This is a genomic window from Bacillus sp. P4_E1, from assembly GCF_056401715.1.
This window is the reverse complement of record NZ_JBFUIV010000009.1, coordinates 126,012-151,519: the sequence shown is the minus strand read 5'-3', so window position 1 is coordinate 151,519 and position 25,508 is coordinate 126,012. Positions and strand designations below refer to the sequence as shown.

19 protein-coding genes and 1 pseudogene are annotated in these 25,508 nt (G+C 34.5%); 14 read left to right on the top strand and 6 right to left on the bottom strand.

The annotated features are described in order from the left end of the window. Positions 1-51: 51 nt before the first annotated feature. On the bottom strand, positions 52-1,353 hold the full coding sequence (locus tag AC1DS7_RS14775; RefSeq protein ID WP_476999094.1) for an MFS transporter: 1,302 nt from the start codon (positions 1,351-1,353) through the stop codon (positions 52-54). A gap of 146 nt (positions 1,354-1,499) precedes the next feature. Then, the gene (locus AC1DS7_RS14770) at positions 1,500-3,026 is read right to left on the bottom strand and encodes an FAD-dependent oxidoreductase (RefSeq protein WP_016103229.1); all 1,527 of its coding nucleotides are present in this window, start codon (positions 3,024-3,026) and stop codon (positions 1,500-1,502) included. Between the two features lie 578 nt (positions 3,027-3,604). Between AC1DS7_RS14770 and desB the strand changes: the two genes are divergently transcribed. Then, positions 3,605-4,690 carry a Delta(10) desaturase DesB gene (desB, locus tag AC1DS7_RS14765; RefSeq protein WP_476999093.1) on the top strand — a complete coding sequence of 362 codons (1,086 nt, stop codon included), beginning with the start codon at positions 3,605-3,607 and terminating at the stop codon, positions 4,688-4,690. 50 nt (positions 4,691-4,740) lie between these two features. On the opposite strand, the gene AC1DS7_RS14760 is transcribed toward desB, so the two are convergent. The 3 genes from AC1DS7_RS14760 to AC1DS7_RS14750 form a co-directional block, all read right to left on the bottom strand. Beyond that, positions 4,741-5,433, bottom strand: coding sequence for an amino acid ABC transporter permease (locus AC1DS7_RS14760; protein WP_002029538.1), 693 nt, complete (start codon positions 5,431-5,433; stop codon positions 4,741-4,743). Between the two features lie 93 nt (positions 5,434-5,526). Continuing rightward, positions 5,527-6,321: an ABC transporter substrate-binding protein gene (locus tag AC1DS7_RS14755; protein ID WP_002016697.1), complete on the bottom strand. Its 795-nt coding sequence runs from the start codon at positions 6,319-6,321 to the stop codon at positions 5,527-5,529. A gap of 121 nt (positions 6,322-6,442) precedes the next feature. Next, positions 6,443-7,165, bottom strand: coding sequence for an amino acid ABC transporter ATP-binding protein (locus AC1DS7_RS14750; RefSeq protein ID WP_002029539.1), 723 nt, complete (start codon positions 7,163-7,165; stop codon positions 6,443-6,445). Between the two features lie 210 nt (positions 7,166-7,375). Between AC1DS7_RS14750 and AC1DS7_RS14745 the strand changes: the two are divergent. The 9 genes and pseudogenes from AC1DS7_RS14745 to AC1DS7_RS14705 form a co-directional block, all read left to right on the top strand. Then, positions 7,376-7,726, top strand: a pseudogene (locus tag AC1DS7_RS14745) (HAMP domain-containing protein); the annotation flags it as partial. Further along, a complete protein-coding gene (locus tag AC1DS7_RS14740) occupies positions 7,718-8,668 on the top strand; it encodes a methyl-accepting chemotaxis protein (protein WP_476999099.1) in 951 nt (316 codons plus the stop codon). The pseudogene AC1DS7_RS14745 and the gene AC1DS7_RS14740, both read left to right, overlap by 9 nt. 153 nt (positions 8,669-8,821) lie before the next feature. Then, positions 8,822-9,271 (top strand): arginine repressor, encoded by a 450-nt coding sequence (gene argR / locus AC1DS7_RS14735; RefSeq protein WP_033708744.1) that lies wholly within the window; start codon positions 8,822-8,824, stop codon positions 9,269-9,271. Positions 9,272-9,540: 269 nt separating this feature from the next. Next, entirely contained in the window at positions 9,541-10,773 is a 1,233-nt protein-coding gene (arcA, locus tag AC1DS7_RS14730; RefSeq protein ID WP_088038291.1) for an arginine deiminase, read from the top strand. A 30-nt stretch (positions 10,774-10,803) separates the two neighbouring features. Further along, entirely contained in the window at positions 10,804-11,802 is a 999-nt protein-coding gene (argF, locus tag AC1DS7_RS14725; RefSeq protein WP_002029543.1) for an ornithine carbamoyltransferase, read from the top strand. 99 nt (positions 11,803-11,901) lie between these two features. Next, positions 11,902-13,323, top strand: a complete 1,422-nt coding sequence (arcD, locus tag AC1DS7_RS14720; RefSeq protein WP_476999092.1) for an arginine-ornithine antiporter — start codon at positions 11,902-11,904, stop codon at positions 13,321-13,323. Between the two features lie 37 nt (positions 13,324-13,360). Then, positions 13,361-14,323, top strand: coding sequence for a carbamate kinase (gene arcC, locus AC1DS7_RS14715; RefSeq protein WP_002139469.1), 963 nt, complete (start codon positions 13,361-13,363; stop codon positions 14,321-14,323). Positions 14,324-14,524: 201 nt separating this feature from the next. After that, positions 14,525-15,214: a Crp/Fnr family transcriptional regulator gene (locus AC1DS7_RS14710; RefSeq protein ID WP_001081909.1), complete on the top strand. Its 690-nt coding sequence runs from the start codon at positions 14,525-14,527 to the stop codon at positions 15,212-15,214. 157 nt (positions 15,215-15,371) lie between these two features. Beyond that, positions 15,372-16,055, top strand: a complete 684-nt coding sequence (locus tag AC1DS7_RS14705) for an ABC transporter permease (protein WP_476999091.1) — start codon at positions 15,372-15,374, stop codon at positions 16,053-16,055. 122 nt (positions 16,056-16,177) lie between these two features. On the opposite strand, the gene AC1DS7_RS14700 is transcribed toward AC1DS7_RS14705, so the two are convergent. Beyond that, positions 16,178-17,512: an FAD-binding oxidoreductase gene (locus AC1DS7_RS14700; RefSeq protein WP_476999090.1), complete on the bottom strand. Its 1,335-nt coding sequence runs from the start codon at positions 17,510-17,512 to the stop codon at positions 16,178-16,180. Between the two features lie 391 nt (positions 17,513-17,903). Here AC1DS7_RS14700 and AC1DS7_RS14695 point away from each other — a divergent pair, with 391 nt between their 5' ends. The 4 genes from AC1DS7_RS14695 to AC1DS7_RS14680 all read left to right on the top strand — a co-directional run bounded on the left by AC1DS7_RS14695 (position 17,904) and on the right by AC1DS7_RS14680 (position 25,484). Then, positions 17,904-19,568: a glycoside hydrolase family 13 protein gene (locus AC1DS7_RS14695; RefSeq protein WP_033708749.1), complete on the top strand. Its 1,665-nt coding sequence runs from the start codon at positions 17,904-17,906 to the stop codon at positions 19,566-19,568. A 201-nt stretch (positions 19,569-19,769) separates the two neighbouring features. Then, positions 19,770-21,407, top strand: a complete 1,638-nt coding sequence (locus AC1DS7_RS14690; RefSeq protein WP_002029549.1) for a PTS transporter subunit IIBC — start codon at positions 19,770-19,772, stop codon at positions 21,405-21,407. 4 nt (positions 21,408-21,411) lie between these two features. Further along, positions 21,412-22,203, top strand: coding sequence for an endonuclease/exonuclease/phosphatase family protein (locus AC1DS7_RS14685; RefSeq protein WP_002029550.1), 792 nt, complete (start codon positions 21,412-21,414; stop codon positions 22,201-22,203). 305 nt (positions 22,204-22,508) lie between these two features. Beyond that, the gene (locus tag AC1DS7_RS14680; RefSeq protein WP_476999089.1) at positions 22,509-25,484 is read left to right on the top strand and encodes a YhgE/Pip domain-containing protein; all 2,976 of its coding nucleotides are present in this window, start codon (positions 22,509-22,511) and stop codon (positions 25,482-25,484) included. Positions 25,485-25,508 lie beyond the last annotated feature (24 nt).

Genomic DNA, 25,508 nt, shown 5'->3' with positions numbered 1-25,508 from the left:
GGTCAACTGCCCGTAAACGCCCGATTGGTGAGGGCTGATTAAAGTTTCACTTTATTTTGTAGGAATAAAGAAAACAGATATAGCTGCGATAAGACCTGCAAAGGAGAATAAGTAAAAATTCCACGCCAAGTCATATTGCATTGTCATAATAATACCGACAAGAATAGGGCCAGCAATCGCACCAACTCGGCCAAGTCCAAGTCCCCAGCCTAAGGAGGTAGCTCGTATATGTGATGGGAAGTATTGTGTTACATAAGCATTTAATATTTGAGTAATACCGACTGATCCAATTCCAGCAAGACCAATTAAAAGATAAATGATTGTAACAGATGGTTTAATTGTTAATAGTCCAATACATATGGCTGCCATAAGATAGGAGATACTAATAACAATTTTTGCTCCTATACGATCGGTAATCGCTCCAGCAAATACTGCACCGATAGCTGCAGTAATATTTAGTATAAGTAGAAATGATAAACTAGATCCAAGAGGGTATCCTGCCTGGCGCATCATCTGTGGTAGCCAAGTATTTAAACCGTATATTAAAAACATTCCCATTATATAAGTGAGCCAAAAAAGTAGTGTTGCTTTTATGTAATCTTTTGAGAATAACGTAAGAAATCCATTTTTCTTTTGTATATTAGATGGTGTTTCAGGAATTTCATCTTTTACATGGAGTTCAATTTGAAAGCGATTAAGAATTTTATTCACTTCTTCTTGTCGATTTTGCGATAATAAAAATTGAATGGACTCAGGTAAATAACGAATAATGAAAGGAATGAGGAGTAGCGGAATCATTCCGATGCCAAACATAACTCTCCATCCGAAATCTTCTAGCATGAACATGGATAAAATAGCGCCTAACACGATACCTAAAGGATAGCCGGTAAACATAAGAGCATAAATAAAAGATTGCCGTTTTTTTGGTGAATATTCAACAGTAAGTGCTGAAGCCGTTGGGATAACACCGCCTAATCCGATTCCTCCGATAAATCGAGATAACCCAAATAATTCAGGAGAAGGAGCAATTGCAGCTAAGCCCATTGTGATAGAAAAAAGGGCTAAACAGCATATAAGTGTCCATTTTCGTCCAATTAGATCTGTAATGGTTCCAACTAGAATAGCACCAATAAACATCCCAAATAAAGCATAGCTGGCAATTGTTCCAGCGTGGGCTGGTGATAGTGCCCAGCTTTTGTCTTCTAGGAGCTTTGGCAGAACGGCGCCGTAAATACCTAAATCATATCCGTCAGCTAGAATGGCTAGCCAACAAATAAAAACAACAAGTTTTGTAATAGAACTTGAAAAGATAGTTTCTGTAGATTCTAGATGAGGTGGAGCAGAAGGTTGCATAGTATTCACTCCTTTTATTTGTAGATGAATATATTATTTTATTTTATTTAATGTTAATATTTCCCTGCGTATGTCGAAATTTATATGAAAAGGTGTCATGAAAAATAAAAAAGTTCAACAGGATTCCCGTTGAACTTTTTTGTTTTTTATTCGTTATCAACTCGCTTTAATGGTTGATCTGCTGGACCTTCCATAACATCCCCATCAATTGAAAAACGGGAACCGTGACAAGGGCAATCCCAAGTACAATCACCGCTATTCCATTCAACTTCACAGCCGAGGTGTGTGCAAGTTGTATCGACGATATGTAATTTTCCTTCTTTATCTTTATAAGCACCTGCTCGTTTACCGTTGACATGTACAACAGAACCTTCGCCAACTTCAAGATTTTCTGGCTTACGTAATGCGGTTTCAATTTTTCCTTCAATTAAGTGTTTAGCAACATCAATGTTCTGAGAGAGGAAAGTTTTTATATCCGGATTTGCATGAAAGCGTGATGGTGCAAACAGTTCTTTATATGGGCTGTGGACTTTTAGAATGGAGTCCTTCAGTAAATGAGCTGCTGCAGTTCCAGTCGTCATTCCCCATTTACGATATCCAGTTGCCACAAATATATTTGGATTCCTTTCGTTAATATGTCCGATATAAGGGAGTTTATCTAGCGTGATTAAATCTTGCGCTGACCATCTATAAGGAATTTCATCTACTCCAAAAGTAGATTCAGCAAAGGAATATAGTGCATCATAATGAAGCATCGTATTAATTCCTTGGCCTGTTTTATGGCTCTCTCCGCCAATCAATATCAACTTTTCTCCATTGCTTGTCGTATAACGTATGGAGCGTTTTGGATCATCGATACTTAAATACATGCCCCCTGGATAATCCGTTTTTGCTTTTATTGCGAGGGCGTAGGAGCGTTCTGCGTACATTCGCGTAAAGAAAAAGCTATTAGCATCATAAAAAGGAAAATGTGAACAAGAGACAATATATTTACAAGTGATGCGATGGTCACCCTTTGTAATTACTTGTGGATAATCTCCTTTTTCCACATCCATAGCTGTTGTTTGTTCATAAACTTTGCCACCCATCTCCACAAACTTTTCTAAAAGTGTTTTCAAATAAAGGAGGGGATGGAATTGTGCTTGATTTTTCATTACAAGTGCAGATTGTATTGGAATAGGAATCGATAGAGATTGAACATAGTCACAAGGTATATTTAATTTTTGATAAGCTTCATATTCTTTCGATAAATTTCTTAATCCGTTATCGGTAGTTGTATATAAATAGGAATCTTCATTTGAGAAATTACAGTCGATTTTATATGTTTGAACAGTTTCATTTATGAATTGTAGAGCATGATTATTTGATTCATAGTAAAGCCTGGCCTTTTCCACACCGAAATGATTTATTAATTCGTCGTAAATAAGATCATGTTGTGCTGTTACTTTCGCTGTTGTATGCCCAGTTGTTCCGTTTAAAATAAGACCAGAATCAATTAAAACAACGTCGATGCCTTCTTTTGCAAGTAAATAGGCAGTAGTAATACCTGTAATACCAGCACCGATAACAGCAACTTCTGTCTTTATATTTTCGGATAAATGAGGAAAAGTAGGAAATTGAGTAGATTCAATCCAATAGGATGATGGTAACTGCGGAAATGTGTCATCTGTCATTTTGAAAACCTCCAAATTAGAACAATTTTCCTTTTAATATTTCCATATTATATGGAATTCATGTATGTTGTTTTCGTAGCGTTCTATTTTTACTAAACGAAAGAAAAAATATTTTAATATAATTATTTTATTGGGGCAGTATGAAGAAGTAGGATTTATATAAAGATAAATTCAAGTGATTCCATTTGTTGATTACATAGAGAGTTCTTGAATAAGATAGAGTCTATGTTGTTTAAGTGGATATGTATATATAGCTGATAAAGCCTTATGAAATCTATGCTTTTTCTTTAGTGAAATAAAGTATAATTATAAAAATATAACCAACTTTTATTACTAGGTCATAAAAGTTGTTGACAATATAGAAATTCTATTGTTATGATTCATCATGTGGAAAGGTTGATAGAGAGTAAAGAGAGAAATGTTTTTCATTGATAATAAAAGCGAAAATTAAGTGACGATAGAGTGAGTATATTTTCCTTATGATAAATGCTTTTTGGATCACGTAGTAAAATCAATCTGGAAGCAAGAATTGATATATGCAAGTTGCGCGGGGCGCGGCATAAGAAAGGGGCAAAAGGATGAAGGAGCTTCATACGTTTGGGTGGTATGCAGCACGTGTAGCACCACATTTGCCGAAAAAAGCATTTAAACCAGTTCCTAATCGATTATTTGGTGGACTGGCTTATTTACTTGTGGCATTGGCTGGTTTAATAACGATCGGTGTATTTGAATTGAATGTGTGGGCAAATCTAGGAATTGCAATTGTTCTTGGATTATGTTTTGCTTCACTTGGATTTTTAGGACATGAAATTTTACATGGAACAGTTGTAAGAAAGGCATGGCTTCGTGATTTTTTAGGTGCGATAGCATTTATGCCATTATCAACTGGCCCAAAACTTTGGAGAAAGTGGCATAATGCAACGCATCATGTTCACACACAGCATGAAGATAATGATCCAGATGCATGGCCGACATTTGAGAAACTGAAAAAGAGTAAGTTTTTGAGTTGGGTATATCGCATGCCTCTTCATGTACGTTCATTCTTTAGTTTCCTGTCACTAACAATTCAATTTACGTTACATTCGACTCGAATGTTCTTTCATTTTATAAAAGAATTTAAGTCATCCAATCAAAAATCTGTATGGCTTCAACTTCTTTTGCCCTGGACAGTTTGGATTAGTTTATTGTTTATTATGGGACCTACAAAGTGGTTCTTTGCATACGTGATTCCGTTGTTAATTGCTAACTTTATTGTAATGGCGTATATCGCAACAAATCACCGCTTAAATCCTATTGTTCCAGTAAATGATCCTTTAGCAAACTGTTTATCAGTAACAGTACCGCGCTGGGTAGACGTTTTACATTTCAATTTCTCATACCATACAGAACATCATCTGTTTCCTGCTATGAGTTCTAAATACTATCCATTAGTAAAAGATAAAATTAAAGAAATGTGGCCGGAACGCTATCACGAAATGCCGATGACAAAAGCTTTGGCAGCACTTTGGAATACACCACGTGTGTATTATCACGGAAGTGAATTAGTTGATCCGCATAGGGAGCATTTCTATGGTTCTTTAGGAAATGGATTGGATCCTCATAATATTTCATATCGTGAGGAACATATAGAGGAAAAAGAGACTATAAAAAAAGTAAATCAATAATAGACATATTTTACGATGAAAAAGCAAGCTCTCTTAGAGCTTGCTTTTTGTTATAAAGAGACTTCTTTCTTGTTCTTCGTCTTGACCTGGACAGAGTTATTTTCTTTTCGTTGAAGTCGTTTTTCTAAAAGATTAACAAAATAAGTAAATAGAAGAACAAGTACGAGGTAATATAAACCAACAATTATGTATGTATCTAATTGTTGGAAGTTACTTGCAGCAATTGATAAACCTGATCCCCATAATTCGGACAATCCTACGTAAGCAACAAGAGAAGAATCTTTTAATCCAATAATAAATTGGTTCCCTAGAGGGGGAAGAGACAGACGAAATGCTTGTGGTAATATAATTCGGCGCATAGCTAAAGGGTAAGGCATACCTAAAGAGCGAGCAGCTTCCAATTGTCCACGGTCAACGGACTGAATGGATCCGCGGAAAATTTCAGTAATATATGCACCGTTATGGATTGCTAAAGCAATTGCTCCTGCCCAAAAAGGAGTGAAGACAATAATCGATGTAATACCGAAATAGAGAATGGCAATTTGAACAATTAAAGGTGTACCACGAATAATGGCGATATATACATGAGCAATACTATTTAAAATCTTATTGTTAGAGATTCGAAAAAAAGCGAATAGTAATCCAATTAGTGAACCAAGTAATAGGGATGTTAGTGTTAATTGTAATGTGACAATAGTAGCCTTTAAGAGTGTGGGATAAGTAGACATAAAAATTTCAAACATATGTGTCACCTCATATTGTATGGATTTTAGTAGGGAATGAAATACCCCACATAAAAAGTGGGGCATAATGTATGAAACATTTGACTAGCTAATTTACTTCGTTTTTTCCTCTTCACCGAGAATATTACGCCCAAACCATTTTTTACTGATCTTTTCATACGTACCATCTTTAATGATTTCATCTAAAGCTTTATTTACTTTCTCAACCATTTCTTTATCATCTTTACGAATAGCAATTCCCATTTCATCAAGATTTAATGGTTTTCCAGCTTCTTTTATATTTGATTTACCTTCTTTGATCATACGTAAACCGACCATTTGATCAGTGATTACTGCATCAATACGTCCAGGCTCTAAGTCCATAAGTGCAGTAATATCGCTATCATATTCTGTGATTTGATCTGTATGTTTTGCAACAAGGTCTTTAAAGGTACTAGCTTTTACAACACCAATTTTCTTACCTTTCAAATCTTCTGGAGAAGAGATAGATGTATTCTTTTTAGCCACAAAAATTTGGGCACCAGAACGATAATAAGGATTGGAGAAACTAACAGCTTTTAAGCGTTCTTCTGTAATTGCCATACTGCCCAATATAGCATCATATTTTTTCGATTGTAGACCTTGAATTAGCGTTTCCCATGGATTTGTAATAGGAGTGGGTTTCATATTCATTTTTTTCGCAAGTGCCTCACCAATTTCCACATCAAAACCGGCAAGCTTTCCGTCATTTTCTTTATAGTTAAAAGGTTTATATAAGCCACTCATCGCATAACGAAATTCTTTTTCACCATTTGAAGAAGTAGTAGCACTTTCCTTACTACAGGCTCCTAGTATGAAGGATGTACATAATGTAATACTCGCAACAATGGTTAATAGTTTTCTTTTCATAAAACCCCTCCTATATATTGATCATACGGATGGTTTTAAGTATGTTACTGAGATATTTTATTTGGACAATTAGTTGTGCACCGTATGGATGTATTTCTTTTCATTTGAAACAGAAGTTACATTATAAAACGTTGCGTAAAAATTGTTTTGCTCGTTCATGTGATGGAGCTGAAAAGAATTGTGCTGGCGGAGCGTCCTCTACAATCTTTCCGTCATCCATAAATATGACGCGATCAGCTACATCTCTTGCGAAATTCATTTCATGAGTAACAATAATCATGGTCATTCCTTCTTCAGCAAGTTCTTTCATAACTTGCAATACTTCTCCAACAAGTTCAGGGTCTAAGGCTGAGGTAGGTTCATCAAATAGCATAATTTTAGGGTTCATAGCGAGAGCTCGTGCAATCGCAACGCGTTGTTTTTGACCACCTGAAAGTAGGTGAGGAGTTACATCCGCCTTATCTTGTAGGCCGACTTTTTGTAGGAGTTGATTCCCAACATCCTTCGCGTCTGCCGTCTCCAATTTTTTTACGTGAATAGGTGCTTCTATGATGTTTTCTAGTGAGGTCATATGAGGAAAGAGGTTAAAGTGTTGAAAAACCATACCGACATTTTCACGGACTTTGTTTAAATTTGAATGCTTCGGATCAATTCGTTCACCTTGTAAGTGAATTTCACCTTCATCGTACATTTCTAAAAAGTTAAGACAGCGAAGTAATGTACTTTTGCCGGAACCACTGGCACCGATTAAAACAACAACTTCTTTTTCTTTTACTTCTAAATCAATTCCTTTTAAAACATCAAGTGAGCCAAATGATTTTACTAGATTTCGAACTTGAATCATACAAAACCCCCAGTCAAAAATATATTTTACAAATGTTGCCCCTTATTTCTGTTATTAGTCATAAATTGTCAGAATCCTTTATTTTTTTGACGGAATTTGATATTCAAGGGAATTATGATTTTTAAAATCTCTATATCTTTCTATAATGAAAATATGGATAATGATATATAGGTAGCACTTATATTGCTTATAAGAAGGGGGAAAGAAGAGATGGAAAAAGAAAGGAAGACATTTTCCTTTGGCTTACGTACACAACTTATGCTATTCACTACAGTTTTAGCTTTAATTACATATTCAACAAGTTTATTTTTTATTTACGTTATATATGATTATTTTCAAAGTTATGTAAGTCAAACTGTTTATAATATTATCGTTATGTTATTAGGTGTAGTATGGTCTGGAATTTTAGCGTATGGGGCAGCAATATTTTTAATTAAACCACTTCGAAAGTTGGAAGAAGCAGCAAGGAAAGCGGCTGATGGTGATATTCGTGAAGATGTCCCGTTGCCAAAAGTAGATGATGAGATTAAATCTTTAAGTGTTGCATTTAATATGATGCTCGAGAACTTAAGAGGTATGGTAAAAAATATTGATACTACATTTTCGTATACAAATAATCAAGTTCAGCAAATTAGAAGACAAACAGGGGAAGCGACAAAGCAAGCACGCGGTGTGTCTGAAACTCTTGCAGAGATTTCTTCTGGCGCCGAGCAATCAGCAGCTTCCATTCAGGCGATTGTTTCAACTGTCGATACAACAACCTCTATTGCGAGTGAAGTAGAAGAAAAAGCAAAAAAGTCCGACGAATTGTCTTTAGAAATGGTTCAAGCTTTAGGACAAAGTACACGTGTCTTTACTTCTTTAATTCAAGGCATTCAAACATTGGCAAAAGAGAATGAAGATTCGATGCAAAATGTACAGAAGTTAGAAGAACGAATGAAACAAGTAGAACATATTGTTTCTGTTGTGAGTGAGATTGCTAGTCAAACGAATTTATTAGCATTAAATGCTTCTATTGAGGCAGCTCGTGCTGGAGAGCATGGAAGGGGCTTTGCAGTTGTAGCTGAAGAAGTACGTAAACTTGCTGATGAAAGCGATCATTCTGCAAGAAATATATCGCAGTTATTACGAAATATGCAAGAGGAAGTGCAACAAGTCGCATTGAAAATGACGGAGCAAGTGAAAACAGCTAAAGAAGAGGCAAAACGAGGAGAAGCTACTGAATTAATTTTAAAAGAAATGTCATCAAGTGTTATGGAAGTAGCCGATACAACCAAGCAAATTAGTAGTTATATGAATGAACAAGTGAGTCATATTCATCAAACAGGAGCACAAACAAAGGCTGTAGCAGCAATTGCGGAAGAAACGTCAGCTGGTTCACAAGAAGTGGCACGTGTGACATTGCAACAGTCTAAAAATATGATAGCAATCGATCAATTATTAAAAGACTTAGAGATGCAATCAGCGGATTTGAAACAAACGATTGAACGATTTTCAATGTAAAAGGGAAGAACAGAATGCTGTTCTTCTCTTTTTTTAGCTAGATTTAATATCTACAGTTAAAAAGTATAAACTATGAACGTTTCCGCAACATTCTTTTCTGTCCCTTTCGGATGAAAATTATAGCGAGCTATAATATTAAAAGGGGTGTCTTTTATGAAAAAAGAAAAAAGACAACGATTAATTAAACAATTTGTAAAGGAGTATGAAATAGAGAAGCAAGAAAGATTAGTAGAATTGTTAGCAAAAAAAGATGTATTAGTAACACAAGCTACAGTTTCTCGAGATATTCGTGAGTTAAACTTAACGAAGGTACCTTCTCAAGAAGGATTAATGATATATAAATTTTTCTCAGAAGAGCATTTACAAACTGATATAAAGTTAAAGAAAAAATTACGAGAGGTTGTTGTAAAAATTGATTGTGTAGATCAATTAATGGTTATTAAAACATTACCCGGTAATGCACATGTTATTGGTGCTTTGTTTGATGAGTTAGATTGGAAAGAAAAAATAGGATGTATATGTGGAAATGATACATGCCTTATAATTTCTCAGTCGAAATCAGATAGGGAGATTTTAGAAGAAAGGTTAAATTTAATTATTTAGATGCAAAATCCTGTTTTTAATAAAAATTAAAAACAGGATTTTTTTAAAAATACGGAAGTTAAATATTCAGCATATATGCGTAATATATGTATTTTTTTATTGAAAAAGCGGGATGGAATGTTATAAAAATACAAATTTATATGATTTTAAAAAAATAACTTGTTTAATATTTCACAATGATAATGTGGATGTTTTCACAAATATGAAAGCGCGTAGCATTTATTATGTACTTGTAAGACATCAAACATATTTAAAAGGAGGTACAACAAATGAAGCATCCGATACATGTTACTTCAGAAATTGGGGAATTACAAACAGTTTTATTAAAACGACCTGGTAAAGAAGTGGAAAACTTAACGCCAGATTATTTGCAACAATTATTATTTGACGATATTCCATACTTACCAATTATTCAAAAAGAGCATGATTATTTTGCACAAACATTACGCAATCGGGGTGTTGAAGTTCTTTATTTAGAAAAACTAGCTGCTGAGGCATTAGTAGATAAAAAACTTCGAGAAGAATTTGTTGATCGTATTTTAGAAGAAGGACAGGCTGACGTAAATGTTGCACATCAAACTTTAAAAGAATATTTACTTTCCTTTTCAAATGAAGAATTAATTCAAAAAATTATGGGTGGTGTACGGAAAAACGAAATTGAAACAAGTAAGAAGACACATTTATACGAATTAATGGAAGATCATTATCCATTTTACTTAGACCCAATGCCTAATTTATATTTTACTCGTGATCCAGCAGCTAGCGTGGGCGATGGTTTAACGATAAATAAGATGAGAGAACCGGCGCGTAGACGTGAATCATTATTCATGGAGTACATCATTAAATATCATCCAAGATTTGCAAATCACAATGTGCCAATTTGGCTAGATCGTGATTATAAGTTTCCAATTGAAGGTGGCGATGAGCTAATTTTAAATGAAGAAACAATTGCAATTGGAGTATCTGCCCGTACGTCAGCTAAAGCAATTGAACGTTTAGCTAAAAATCTTTTTAGCCGACAAAATAAAATTAAGAAAGTGTTAGCAATAGAAATTCCAAAATGCCGAGCATTTATGCATTTAGATACAGTGTTTACAATGGTTGATTATGACAAGTTTACAATTCACCCAGCCATTCAAGGGCCAAAAGGAAATATGAATATTTATATTTTAGAAAAAGGTCCAGATGCGGAAAATCTTAAAATTACACATCGTACTTCTTTAATGGAAGCATTAAAAGAGGTATTAGGTTTAAGTGAATTAGTTCTTATTCCTTGTGGAGGAGGAGATGCAATTGCTTCCGCCCGTGAACAATGGAATGACGGTTCTAATACATTAGCAATTGCGCCAGGTGTAGTTGTTACATATGATCGCAACTATGTATCCAATACTTTATTAAGGGAGCATGGTATAGAAGTCATTGAGGTGCTAAGTTCGGAATTATCTCGTGGTCGTGGGGGTCCACGTTGCATGAGTATGCCAATTGTTCGTAAAGATATTTAGTATAAATAACGGAGAAAGTAGGGATGAAGTATGTTAATGACTAGACCAAATTTAAAAGGAAGAAGTTTTCTAGCTGAAAAAGATTTTACACAAGAAGAATTATTATATTTTCTAGATTTAGCAGCAGAATTAAAAGAGAAAAAGAAAAACGGTGTCCCACATCATTATTTAGAAGGTAAAAATGTAGCGCTATTATTTGAAAAAACCTCTACTCGTACGCGATGTGCATTTACAGTAGCATGTACGGATTTGGGGGCGAACCCTGAATATTTAGGGAAAGGTGATATTCAGCTTGGGAAAAAAGAATCCGTAGAGGATACAGCAAAAGTTTTAGGACGCATGTTTGACGGAATTGAGTTTCGTGGATTTAATCATGAAACTGTAGAATCTTTAGCACAAAATTCTGGTGTGCCGGTTTGGAATGGATTAACAGATATGTGGCATCCAACACAAACACTTGCAGATTTATTAACAATTAGAGAACATGTAGGGAAATTAGAAAATGTGAAGCTCGTTTACGTTGGAGATGGACGAAATAATGTTGCTAATAGCTTACTAGTTGGTGGAGCGATCGTTGGAATGGATGTACGTATTTGTACACCGGAATCTTTATGGCCAGAGCAAGAAGTAATTGATTTAGCAAAAAAATATAATGAACAGGTAATGATAACAAGTAATGTGGAAGAAGCTGTTGCGAATGCAGATGTAATTTATACAGATGTATGGGTGTCTATGGGTGAGGAAGAAAAATTTGCTGAACGTGTCGAGTTATTGAAACCTTATCAAGTAAATATGAAAATGATTAAAGAAACAGGAAATGAAAATGTGATTTTCTTACATTGTTTACCCGCATTCCATGATGTTGAAACGATGTATGGTGAGGAAGTTTATGAGAAATATGGGTTGAGGGAAATGGAGGTAACTGACGAAGTATTCCGCAGTAAACATTCAAAAGTATTTGATCAGGCTGAAAATAGAATGCATACAATTAAAGCGGTTATGGCAGCTACTTTAGGAAACATGGAGTAAAGAAGAAAGGGAGTCTTCCTTTCTTCTTTCTCCTCCTTTAGACACTATCATTCACTATGGCTTTCGTATTGTTATTGCAATTAAAGAGAGGTGAGTGGAATGGATGAAGATAAGAAATTAGGGTTGTTTACATTAACGGCGCTTGTAGTGGGGTCTATGATTGGCGGTGGAGCATTTAATTTAGCAAGTGATATGGCAAAAGGTGCTGGTGCTGGTGCTGGAGCCATTATTATTGGTTGGGTTATAACAGGAATTGGGATGATTGCGCTTGGATTATCTTTTCAAAATCTAACTGTAAAACGGCCAGATTTAGATGGCGGTATTTTTAGCTATGCAAAAGCAGGATTTGGTAATTTCATGGGATTTAATAGTGCGTGGGGATATTGGCTATCTGCCTGGCTTGGTAATGTAGCTTACGGTACATTATTGTTTTCTTCATTAGGGTATTTCTTCCCCATCTTTGAAGGCGGTCAAAATGTAGCATCCATTATTGGTGCAAGCGTATTATTATGGTGTGTTCACATGTTAATTTTACGTGGAGTTCAATCAGCAGCACTTGTGAATTTAGTAACTACAATCGCAAAATTAGTACCTGTATTTGTATTTATTGTTATAGGAATCTTCGCGTTTCATATTGATACGTTTCTAGATGGATTTTGGGGACAAACTGGTTCTTTTTCATGGGGAGCGGTTGGCAGCCAAGTTAAAAGTACAATGCTTGTAACTTTATGGGTGTTTATTGGCGTAGAAGGGGCTGTTGTTTTATCTAGTCGAGCAAAAAATAGAAGTGATGTAGGGAAAGCAACGGTTATTGGCTTAATTGGTACACTCATCATTTACATTTTAATTACATTACTGTCTCTTGGACTTATGCAGCAAGCAGATATTGCTAATTTGAAAAATCCGTCTATGGCTTATTTATTTGAAAGTGTTGTTGGAAAATGGGGGGCTATCTTTATTAATTTAGGTTTAGTCATCTCTGTATTAGGTGCTTGGTTAGGCTGGACTTTACTCGCATCTGAAATTCCATATTTGGCGGCTAAAGACGGAGTATTTCCAAAATGGTTTGCAAAAGAAAATAAAAATAAGGCTCCAATAAATTCATTATGGATAACAAATGGCTTAATTCAAATGTTCTTATTAACATTCGTGGTTTCCGATCAGGCGTATAACTTTGCATTCTCTTTAGCATCTTCAGCTATTTTAATCCCATATGCTTTTTCAGCATTTTATCAACTGAAGCATAGCTTAAAGTCTGAAGAAGTGGATCGAAATAAAAATATAATAATTGGTTTGATAGCAAGTATTTATGGTGTGTGGTTAGTTTATGCAGCTGGTTTAGAGTATTTATTATTAACAATGACTTTATATGCGCCAGGTATTTTTATTTTTTACAATGTTCAAAAGCGAAAGAGTTCGAAGCAAATATTTACTCGAGTGGAATTAGCATCATCGGTAGCAATTGGTGCTTTAGCATTCTTTGCGATTTATGGATTAATTACAGGCAGTATTACTTTATAAAGCGCTGTGAAAGCGAAATTAACTGGAGGGCTGAAATATGGCACGAAGAAAAATTGTAGTTGCACTAGGGGGAAATGCGATACAGTCTGGAAAAGCTACTGCAGGGGCACAGCAAGAAGCATTAGAAAAAACAGCGGAACAACTTGTAAAAATAATGGAAAATGATGTAGATATAGTAATTGCGCACGGAAATGGCCCGCAAGTGGGGAATATTTTATTACAGCAAAAAGCTGCAGAAACGGAAAAGACACCTGCAATGCCATTAGATACTTGTGGTGCAATGAGCCAAGGGATGATTGGATATTGGATGGAAAATGCGATTGAAAAGGCATTGAAAAAACGGAATATAAAAAAAGACGTAGCAACGGTTATAACACGCGTTGTCGTGGATGAAAAAGATGAGGCATTTAAAAACCCAACTAAACCAATTGGTCCTTTTTATACAGAAGAAGAGGCCAGAAGATTAATGGAAGAAACAAAAGCAGTGTTTAAAGAAGATGCTGGCAGAGGGTGGAGACGTGTTGTTCCATCACCGAAGCCTGTAAGTATTCATGAGCATAAAGTAATTAATTCTCTAGTTGAGGATGGAAATATAGTGATAGCTGTTGGTGGTGGTGGAATTCCAGTAATTGATTCCGAAGAAGGGTTAAAAGGAACTGAAGCGGTTATCGATAAAGATTTCGCTGCGCAGAAATTAGCTGAATTAGTAGATGCCGATACGCTCGTAATTTTAACTGCAGTTGATCATGTGTATGTAAATTATAATCAACTGAATCAAAAGAAATTAGAGCATGTCACAGTGAATCAATTAGAAGAATACATTGAAGAAAAACAATTTGCTGCGGGAAGTATGCTTCCAAAAATTGAAGCTGCTATTAATTTTGTTAATACAAATCCAAAAAGAAAAACAATTATTACGTCTTTAGAAAAAGTATATGAAGCACTAGAAGAAAAAGCTGGTACTATTATTTCTAAACAGAATGTATGCATGTATGTTTAAATAATTATGTACGCTATTTATTAGTAAAAAAAGAATGGAGTTAGTAACTTCATTCTTTTTATTTATTAATATTTTTTGTACTCATTGTTCATAAAGTTTTCATGATGAAATCCGAATATACAAGTTAATTATGATAAAATTTAATTTGAATACGCTTTCTTGATTTTTCGCTCCAACATACAGCAAGAGAGAGGGAATTTTATGAATAGACGGAACGTAGTTAAAGATTTAAAGCAATTTGAATTATTTGCTCATTTAACAGAAAAGAAATTGAAAGGTTTGACGGAGTTTGTCTATTGGCGAACTTATAAAAAGGGTCAATTTTTATTTTTAGAAGGGGATTCAAGAGAAAGAATTTACTTCATGTTAGATGGTTTTGTAAAGTTAGAGCGGGTAAATCAAAGTGGAAATTTATTATATGATGACTATGTAAAGCGGTATTCTATTTTTCCTTATGGTGGTATGTTTACAGACAGAGGATATAACTATACGGCAGAAGCGATGACAGATGTAGAAGTATATTATATTCCGACAGTAATTTTCGAAGATATGGTAAAATCTAGTAGGACGCAATTAATGTACGTTGTTCAGCAACTATCATCGATATTAAAACTAAACGAAAATCGAGTGCAAAATATTACAATTCCTAATGCACAAGATCGGGTCATTCAAACATTAAATTATTTAATGCAGGATTTAGGAGAACAGAGTGGCGAAACAATTGTAATTTCATGCCCACTTACAACAATTGAAATATCGAAAATATCTGGTACGTCTCGAGAGACGGTTAGCGGCGTATTAAAACAATTAAAAAATGATAGTATTGTTACAATTCTGGATAAAAAAATTACAATACATAACCCAACATATTTTGAGGAGATCTCTATGTGAAAATTGCATATTGATTTTCTAATTCACATTGTATATTAATAAGGTTCTTTATATATTTATAAGGAACTTTTTTACGTTATCCTCTATAAAATGATTGTATAGTATGGTAATAATAGCTAAAATCGATAATAAAAAAGCAAAGGGAAGGGGAGAAGGAATGGTTCGAGTTGAGTATGATCGATTAGTAGCTATTTGTTACAGTATAGGGGTTTTGTTATTATTAAAAATTCCAAACGATAATGAATTAATTGGGGAAAAACTATTCAATTTCTATAAGATTCCGGTATATACATATATTTATATGGATTATAAAGTTTCAAATATATTAATTGTTTCTTTCGTACTACATGTAATCGCATTTATATTATTTGTAAAATGGCTAGTAAAAAAGAAATCTAGTACATTTAGAACAATGAATAAGATAAAAGTAGTAGGCATTAGTATTTTGATTTTAATGATGCCGTTTATTCTAAATAACATCCTCCATACATTGAATAAAACATGGTACTACGCAGGAAAAACAGGGGTAGAGGCGATAGAATATAAAAAAGAAGATAGTCAGTGTAGAATGGAGAAAAATGGAGAGGATATCGAACAAAAGTGCATTGTGACTTTAAAAAATTATCGTAATCATTCACAAGCATTAAAAGTTGTTTTATATGATAATGTAAACGAGAATTCAAAAGGTTATCCAGTACCGAAACCAGTCTATTTACAAAAACATGAGACAAAGCAATTCGAATTTCAAATTCCTGTTGCTTATAATAGCGGTATTGAAAAAGATAAAGTATCAAACATTAAATTACATTCATTGCATAAAAATGATGAGAAATACAATTAATCCGTAATTGAAAGTTTATGAGTAGGAGCAATAATTTGAAACGATATAGAAAATCAACTTGAATCATCCAACATGCTGTGAGGTAACGGCATATTGGATGATTTTTTATTTTATCCCCTTTTTTACGTATGAAAGGGTGGGATACTTTGTTGAAAACGAAAAACATTGCAAGAGTCATATACTGTCTTCACTTTACGCAACCTTTGAAAATTAGAGCCATAATAACTAGTTTGCCAATTTTTTATGTCGATATCGGGCCAATTGACATAGTCTCCTAGTGTGTAAGGATCTAAGCTTTCCCGTAAATCTTTAACCCAGCGTATATTTCGGTTTTCTTCATCATCGCATTTCCAAGAGGTAATATATTCTTGAGCAATAATTGCCTTGCGGTGGAAATAGGCTGTTTCATTAGGGGAAATGTTTTCTACAGCACCTATGAGTGATTGGTGCCAAATACTCGCATCTTTATTTGGTGCATGAGAAAGAAAATGTTGCATGATTTGAATGCCTTTAAGGGGAATCGTTTTATATACATAGGAACCAGAGCGCTTAAATTTTTCAGGGATATTACCGCTATTAAAGAATTGAACAGCCTTTATATAAGGAACTTCATCTATAAAGAGAGAGGGGTTACCAGTTTCAAGAAGAGGAGATAATAGAGGATAGAGTTCAGAGGGAGAGCCAACAAATTCACCCTTCACCTCGATTTTATTTCGTTGTTTGGAGAATAATTCAATTGATGAAGTGAGACGTTCATCTATATAAGGTGCCCAGTTTTGCCAAGCTTGAAATGCAGCAATAAAGTCTTCCCATTCCCATGTAATCGAGAAAATTGAGACGTTTTTTATAGGATGGACCCGAAAAGTTAAGGAAGTAACAATCCCGAAATTCCCACCCCCACCGCCGCGGCATGCCCAAAAAAGGTTAGGGTTTTCTTGTTCATTTGCACGAATGAGTTTTGCACCAAATTTTCCGCACGCTTGTACCATTTCGACTTCTAATAATTGATCACATGTTAGTCCAAATAAGCGTGAAAGCATGCCGATGCCACCGCCAAGTGTTAATCCAACGATACCAACACTTGCACTTGTGCCAGCTGGTATTGTAACACCGTGTTTCCAAAGTTCTTTATAAACAGTGCCAAGATTTGCACCCGCTTCAATTGTTGCTGTTAATTTCCCTGTATTAACCGTAATTTGCTTCATTTCACTCACATCAATAATAAGTCCTCGATTTAAAAGAGAGAAATTTTCATAGCTATGACGTCCGCTTCTTAAGCGAAATGGTACATGATGCTCACGTGCCCACTTTAAGGCGTTACACACATCATTTTTATTTTGACAAAAAACAATAGTACAAGGGAGTTTTGGAATACTTAAATTTAAATTCATTCGGGCTATGTCATACCCGGGATCCGAAGGAACGACGATACGACCAGTTAATTTTGTTTGTTTCAATTTGTATCTCCTTTCTGAAATAATATGAGCTTGTATTAGTATATGAAGAGTGTGTTTAACGCGTATGGACAAGAAGAAGAGAAGTGTTAGATTTATCCTGCTAGTTGTGAGCAGTAAGACCCCCACCTCAAAATCTGGCTGAAGCAAAGAAGTTAGATGAAAATCAGGATGCTCGTAAAAGTACGATTGGTGGGGGCTAATAATCAGTGGGGAATGGACACCCCCCACTGATTAAAGTTTCATTTTACCTTTGCGAGAAATAAATAAAGCATAAGAATAAGGAATCTACATGGAGTTCAATGAAAACAGTTGCAAACTCTCCATATTTTGTTATGATAGTGTTACGAAAACGTTTGCATAAAAAATAGAGATGCAAAAGGAGAGAGTTATTATGAAGAAAACATGGTGGAAAGAAGCAGTTGCTTATCAAATTTATCCACGTAGCTTTATGGATTCAAATGGTGATGGTATTGGAGATTTACAAGGTATTATTGCAAAACTGGATTATTTAAAAGATTTAGGTATAGATGTAATTTGGATTTGTCCAATGTATAAGTCACCTAATGATGATAATGGTTATGATATTAGTGATTATCAAGACATTATGGATGAGTTTGGTACAATGGCAGATTTTGATGCTTTACTAGATGAAGTTCATAAGCGTGATATGAAGCTTATTATTGATTTAGTTATTAATCATACGAGTGATGAACATCCATGGTTTATTGAATCGCGTTCATCTAAAGACAATCCGAAGCGTGATTGGTATATTTGGCATGATGGTAAAGATGGTGCGGAACCAAACAACTGGGAAAGTATTTTTAATGGTTCGGCATGGGAATACGATGAAGTAACAGGACAATATTATTTACATTTATTCTCACGTAAACAACCAGATTTAAACTGGGAGAATAAAGAAGTTCGCGAAGTGTTATACGATACGGTTAATTGGTGGCTTGATAAAGGAATTGATGGTTTCCGTGTGGATGCGATCAGTCATATTAAGAAAGAAGATGGCCTCAAGGATATGCCAAATCCAAAAGAATTAAAATATGTGCCATCTTTTGATAAACATATGAATGTGGATGGTATTCAACCTTTATTAGAAGAGTTAAAAGAAAATACATTTTCTAAGTACGATATTATGACTGTTGGTGAAGCTAATGGCGTTAAAATTGAAGATGCTGAGCTTTGGGTTGGAGAAGAGCAAGGTAAATTCAATATGGTATTCCAATTTGAGCATTTAAGCTTATGGGATGCAGAAAAGAAGAAAGATCTTGATGTTGTTGAGTTGAAAAAAGTATTAACAAAGTGGCAAAAAGGTTTAGAAAATAAGGGATGGAATGCTTTATATATTGAAAATCATGATAAGCCACGTATTGTGTCTACTTGGGGAAATGATAAAGAATATTGGCGTGAAAGTGCAACGGCTTTAGGAGCGATGTATTTCTTTATGCACGGCACACCGTTTATTTATCAAGGACAAGAAATTGGTATGACAAATGTTCAGTTCCCAAATATTGAAGATTACGATGATGTAGCAATTAAAAATTTATATCGTGAGAAAATTGCAGAGGGCGTATCACATCAAGATATGATGGAAATTATATGGGCTTCTTGCCGCGATAATTCACGTACACCTATGCAGTGGAACGATGAAATGAATGCTGGCTTCACAACAAGTACACCTTGGTTTAGCATGAATCCAAATTACAAAGAAATTAATGTTGAAAAGCAAAAAAATGAAGAAAAGTCTATTTTCAATTTCTATAAGAAAATGATTGCCTTGAAAAAAGAGCACGATGTACTGAACTACGGTACGTACGATTTACTATTAGAAGACGATCCACAAATTTATGCATATACACGTACGCTACAGGATGAAAAAGTCATTGTAATTAGTAATATCTCAAAAGAGGAATCTGTGTATAATGAGAGTTTATTTGCATTAGAACGCAAACGTTTGCTTTTAAATAACTATGAAGTTACGGAACATGAACAAATAACTACAATCACGTTGAAACCTTATGAAACAAGGGTTTATCGCATTTTATAATGAAAAAGGATGCTCTTTGAGCATCTTTTTTTATGAAAAAAAATAAATTTCTATTGCAATGTGAAAACGCTTTTATTAAAATAGATTTATGAAAACGGTTGCGTAAAGAGAAAAAGAAACATAAGGAATCGTTTTCATAAGAGAAACAGAAATTATAATTTAAATCATTATGTTGTTATAAATAAAGGGGAGGAAAAACAGATGAAAATTACGTCTTTTGATTTTTGGCAAAAGTTCGGGAAAGCGTTACTAGTTGTTGTAGCTGTAATGCCAGCAGCTGGTTTAATGATTTCCATCGGTAAGTTAATTGGGATGTCTGCTGGGGATGTTAACGCAGTTCATACCATTGCTCGAGTAATGGAAGACATCGGTTGGGCAATTATTACAAATCTACACATCTTATTCGCAGTAGCAATTGGGGGATCTTGGGCGAAGGATCGAGCAGGTGGTGCATTTGCAGCACTATTAGCATTCGTTTTAACAAACAGAATTACAGGAGCTATATTTGGCGTAAACGCTCAAATGTTAACGGATTCAAAAGCGACAGTTTCTTCATTTTTAGCAGGAGATTTACTTGTAAAAGATTACTTTACTTCTGTACTTGGTGCACCAGCATTAAACATGGGAGTTTTCGTAGGGATTATCACAGGTTTCTTAGGAGCTACTTTATATAACAAATACTACAATTATAATAAACTGCCACAGGCATTAGCATTCTTTAATGGAAAACGATTCGTACCATTCGTTGTAATTGTTTGGTCTACAGTCACTGCGATTGTATTATCACTTGTATGGCCATTTATCCAAAGTGGATTAAATGAATTTGGTCGCTGGATTGCAGCATCTAAAGATAGTGCACCAGTTATTGCACCGTTTGTATATGGAACGTTAGAACGTTTATTATTACCATTTGGATTACATCATATGTTAACAATTCCGATGAACTACACAGAGCTAGGCGGAACATATACGATGTTAACTGGCTCAAAGGTTGGACAAATTGTAGCGGGACAAGATCCGTTATGGCTTGCATGGATTACAGATTTAAATAACTTATTAGCAAATGGAGATACGAAAGCATATAACGATTTATTAAATAACGTTGTACCAGCTCGTTTCAAAGCTGGACAAGTTATCGGCTCAACGGCAGCGTTAATGGGGATTGCGTTTGCGATGTTCCGTAATGTTGATAAAGAAAAACGTGCAAAATATAAACCAATGTTCTTATCAGCTGCATTAGCAGTATTCTTAACAGGTGTAACAGAACCAATTGAATTCATGTTCATGTTTATTGCACCAGTATTATATGTTGTGTATGCAATTACAACAGGACTTGCATTCGCATTAGCGGATTTAATTAATTTACGTGTTCATGCATTTGGATTTATTGAGTTAATTACACGTACACCAATGATGATCAATGCAGGTTTAACGAGAGATTTAATCAACTTTGTCATTGTTTCATTAGTGTTCTTCGGCCTTAACTTTACGTTATTCAACTTCTTAATTAAAAAATTCAATTTACCAACGCCAGGGCGTGCAGGTAACTATATTGATAATGAAGATGAGTCAACAGAAGGAACAGGAAATGTACAAGATGGTTCATTAGCAACAAAAGTTATTGATTTATTGGGCGGAAAAGATAATATTGCTGACGTAGATGCTTGTATGACACGTTTACGTATAACAGTAAAAGATTTAGATGTTGTTGCACCAGAAGCACAATGGAAACAAAATGGTGCTTTAGGACTTATTGTTAAAGATAAAGGTGTACAAGCCGTATATGGCCCGAAAGCTGACGTATTAAAGTCAGACATTCAAGATATGTTAGGTGCGTAATAATATGAAATTGCTAACTTTAAATTGTCACTCTTGGCAAGAAGAGAATCAAATTGAAAAAATAAAGTATCTTGCTAAAGCAATTCAAGAAGAAGATTATGATGTGATCGCATTGCAAGAAGTAAGTCAGTCTATACAAGCTGAAAATGTATGCGGTAACAAGAAAAAAGATAATTTTGGGCTTTTACTGCTAGAAGAGTTAAGAGCATTAAATGTAAAAGAATACAATATTATTTGGGATTTCTCTCATATTGGATATGATGTGTACGAAGAAGGATTAGCAATTATAACAAAGCACAACATTGTAAAGGAAGATACGTTCTTTGTCTCAGAAAATAAGGATACAACGTATTGGAAAACACGCAAAATTGTAAGTGCAACAATTGCTTATAATGATAAGAATATAACGTTTTATTCTTGCCATCTCGGTTGGTGGAATGATGAAGAAGAATCATTCAAAGACCAAGTTGATCGTTTAATGGAGCGTGTAAATAGCAATGAACTTTCCTTCTTAATGGGTGATTTTAATAACAATGCTCGTTTGGAAGGAGAGGGTTATGAGTATACGATGCAAAAAGGTTTATATGACACATATGAACTAGCGATAGAGAAGGATGAAGGAACAACTGTCCAAGGAGAGATTGCTGGTTGGGATGAAAATAAACAAAACTTACGAATCGACCTAATATTAAGCAATCGAAGTAAAACAGTTAATTCTTCAAAAGTCATTTTTAATGGAACAAATCGAAATGTAATTTCTGATCATTTCGGTGTAGAAGTACAATTAGATATATAATAGAAGAAACCCTCACAGATAATGAAAAGCTGGGAGGGTTTTTTGATAAATACAAGTATTCCCAAGAGAAAATACTTGTATTTTTTATGACATTTCCTATATATTTGTTATTATTGAATGTAAAACTAATTTGGTCATTTTGTATGCATACTTTTTTTACTTCGTTATATAATGAAGTAAGTGAAATATTTAATGGGAAAAATAGTATGTTTTCGTTTAATCCACGATGTAGAAAGTGATATAATTGCAAAATGTATGTATCATTTTCCAAAGAAAGAAAAATATATAATTAGGTGATTGCTTATATGAAACAGATTTGGCGTATTTATAAGACAGATTTACGGAATGTAGCCAAACATTGGGCTGCAATTGTTATTGTTTTAGGGTTAATGATTTTACCATCGTTATATGCATGGTTTAACATTAAAGCTTCTTGGGATCCTTACGGAAATACGAAAGGAATCCAGATTGCAGTTTCTAACCAAGATGTTGGATCAAATTTAAGAGGGAAAGATATTAACATCGGGAAAGAAATTGTAGATTCACTTAAGAAGGACAAAAATTTTGGATGGAAGTTTGTCGATGAAAAGCAAGCAATTTATGGAGTAGAGCGTGGAGATTATTCCGCAAGTATTACTATTCCAAAAGATTTTTCTGAAAAGATTGCAACAGTCTTGAATGAAAACCCACAGAAACCAGAACTTGATTACTATGTAAATGAAAAAGTAAATGCGATTGCACCGAAAATTACAGCTAAAGGTGCATCAGGTCTTACAGAAGAGGTTAGTAAAAACTTTGTTAAAACAGCAAACGGTGAGATTTTTGAAATCTTCAATGACCTTGGAATCGATTTAGAAACTAACTTACCAAGCATCGAGAAAGTAAAAGATCTTGTATTTAAATTAGAAGCGCAGTTCCCAGAAATGAATACACTTGTGGATAAGGCATTAGATGATGCGACTCGGGCAGAAGATGTTGTGAAAGTAGCACAGAAAGAGTTGCCAGTTGTAGAAAGTGTTATTAATGATGGGCAAGAAGCGTTAGGGAATTTAGATAAATTCTTTGCGAGAAATGATGAAACATTGAAACGTGCTCCAGGAACTATTAAGAATAATTTAATTGTAATGCAACAAGGTTTAGATAGTGCGGCAGCAATTACGGATTTCTTAAAAAATCCATCATTTGATTCTAATCTGACACTTCCAGATCCGGCTAAATTCCCAGTGTTGCCTAATATAACTATTCCGCAAGTACCACAAATACCAGAAATTCCAGCGTTACCGCAAGTGAATGGTGAGGGGTATAAAAATATTGCTAAAAATATTGATCAAACTGTAAATAATGTTTTTAGTTCGATACGTGTCGGAACAACTTATGCACAAGGTGTTATAAACGGGTTGCAAAATGGTAATTTGGATCCGGAAAAAGCGAAACAAGATCTTAATAAGGTTTCTGAGACGCTGCAAGGTCGAGCAGATAGTGTTTCATATTTAATTGATGTCTTTACTAAATTTAAAGAGTCTGCATCAACTGATTTTGGAAAAGAATTCTTCCAAAAGAGAATAGAAAAATTAACAAACCTTAAATCAGCTATTGAAAATGCAAATGGTGGCGTTAAAGATATTGCCAATATTATTGGTACAGGGCAAGAAGTGAAACAAGATGTAAGAGACGCTACTAATAAAAAATTAGATGCAATAAATAACTTGGTAAATCAAGCAGAAGCAGATTATAATGCTACGTTTGTAGCAGATTTCGAAAAAGCAGTAAGCACAGCTGAGCAATTGAAAAACAAAGCTGAAAATGTAAAAGAAGATGCTCAGCAGTTAAGAGGGAATTTAAATCAAGATATAAAAGCAGCAAATGATTTAGTAAACCAAACAAATGAAGCATTAGACAATGGTAGAGAAAAATATGATAAGGCTGTAAATGATTACAGCAGATTAAAAACGGAGCTTGAAAAAGCAAGAGAAGACTTAAGTAACAAAGGTGTTAATGGATTAGATTCTACAAAAGTAGCCTTAAATGATTTAAATGGACAGTTCAAAGCAGGATGGAATTTAGTTAATGATATGATTCCGGTTATGGAAAGTACAAATAAAGTTTTGGGCGATGTGAATAGTGATAAAAATCTTAATGGCACAATTGCTAAGTTAAATAAAGCAAAAGATGGTTTGCAAAAAGGAATCGATTTAACTGATAAAGGAATTGACGCTATTAATAAAGGTCAAAAACCAGCAGCAGATGTTATTGAAAGTATTAATCAAGTGTCTAAAAATGTTTCGGGCCAAATTGGTGACATTTTAGCTAAATATGACTCAGAAATCACTCCAAATTTCAATGCAGCAATTGCTCGTACAAAAGAGATGTCTAAAAATACATCTCAAATTTTAGGCGAGGCAGATAAGAAGCTTCCAGATGTTAAAAAATTACTAGAAGATTCATCAAAAGGCTTAGTAGACGGTAGAAAGAAATTAGCAGACATTAAAGCTGAAATGCCGGAGACTGAGAAAAAGATTAAAGAATTAGCAGATAAAATTCGTGATTTTGAATCTGAAGAGGATATAAAAGACATCATACGCTTATTGAAAAACGATGTTGAAAAGCAAAGTGACTACTTTGCAAATCCAGTAAATTTAAAAGAGAATAAATTATTTGCAATGCCGAACTACGGTTCAGCAATGTCACCATTCTATACAGTGCTTGCATTATGGGTAGGCGCATTATTAATGGTTTCATTATTAACGGTAGAAGTACACGAAGAGGGCGCGAATTATAAGAGCCATGAAGTTTACTTCGGACGTTTATTAACATTCTTAACGATAGGTCTTTCACAAGCGTTTATCGTATCAATGGGAGATATATTCTTACTCGGTACGTACGTAGTCGATAAGTTCTGGTTTGTGTTATTTAGTTTATTTATTGGGGGAGTCTTTGTTTGTATCGTATACTCACTCGTTTCTATTTTCGGAAACGTTGGGAAATCGATGGCGATCATTTTACTTGTACTGCAAGTAGCAGGATCAGGCGGAACATTCCCAATTCAAATGACACCACCGTTCTTCCAAGCGATTTATCCGTTCTTACCATTCACATATGCAATTAGTGCAATTCGTGAAACAGTTGGCGGAATGCTTTGGGATATAGTAACTAGAGATTTACTTGTGTTAAGTGTTTTCGTAGTAGTTATGATTGTTGCTGCGTTATTACTGAAAACACCAATTAACAAATCAAGTGAAAAATTCGTTGAGAATGCAAAAGGAAGTAAAATCATTCATTAATAAAAAGGTTCCTACCGATAGTGG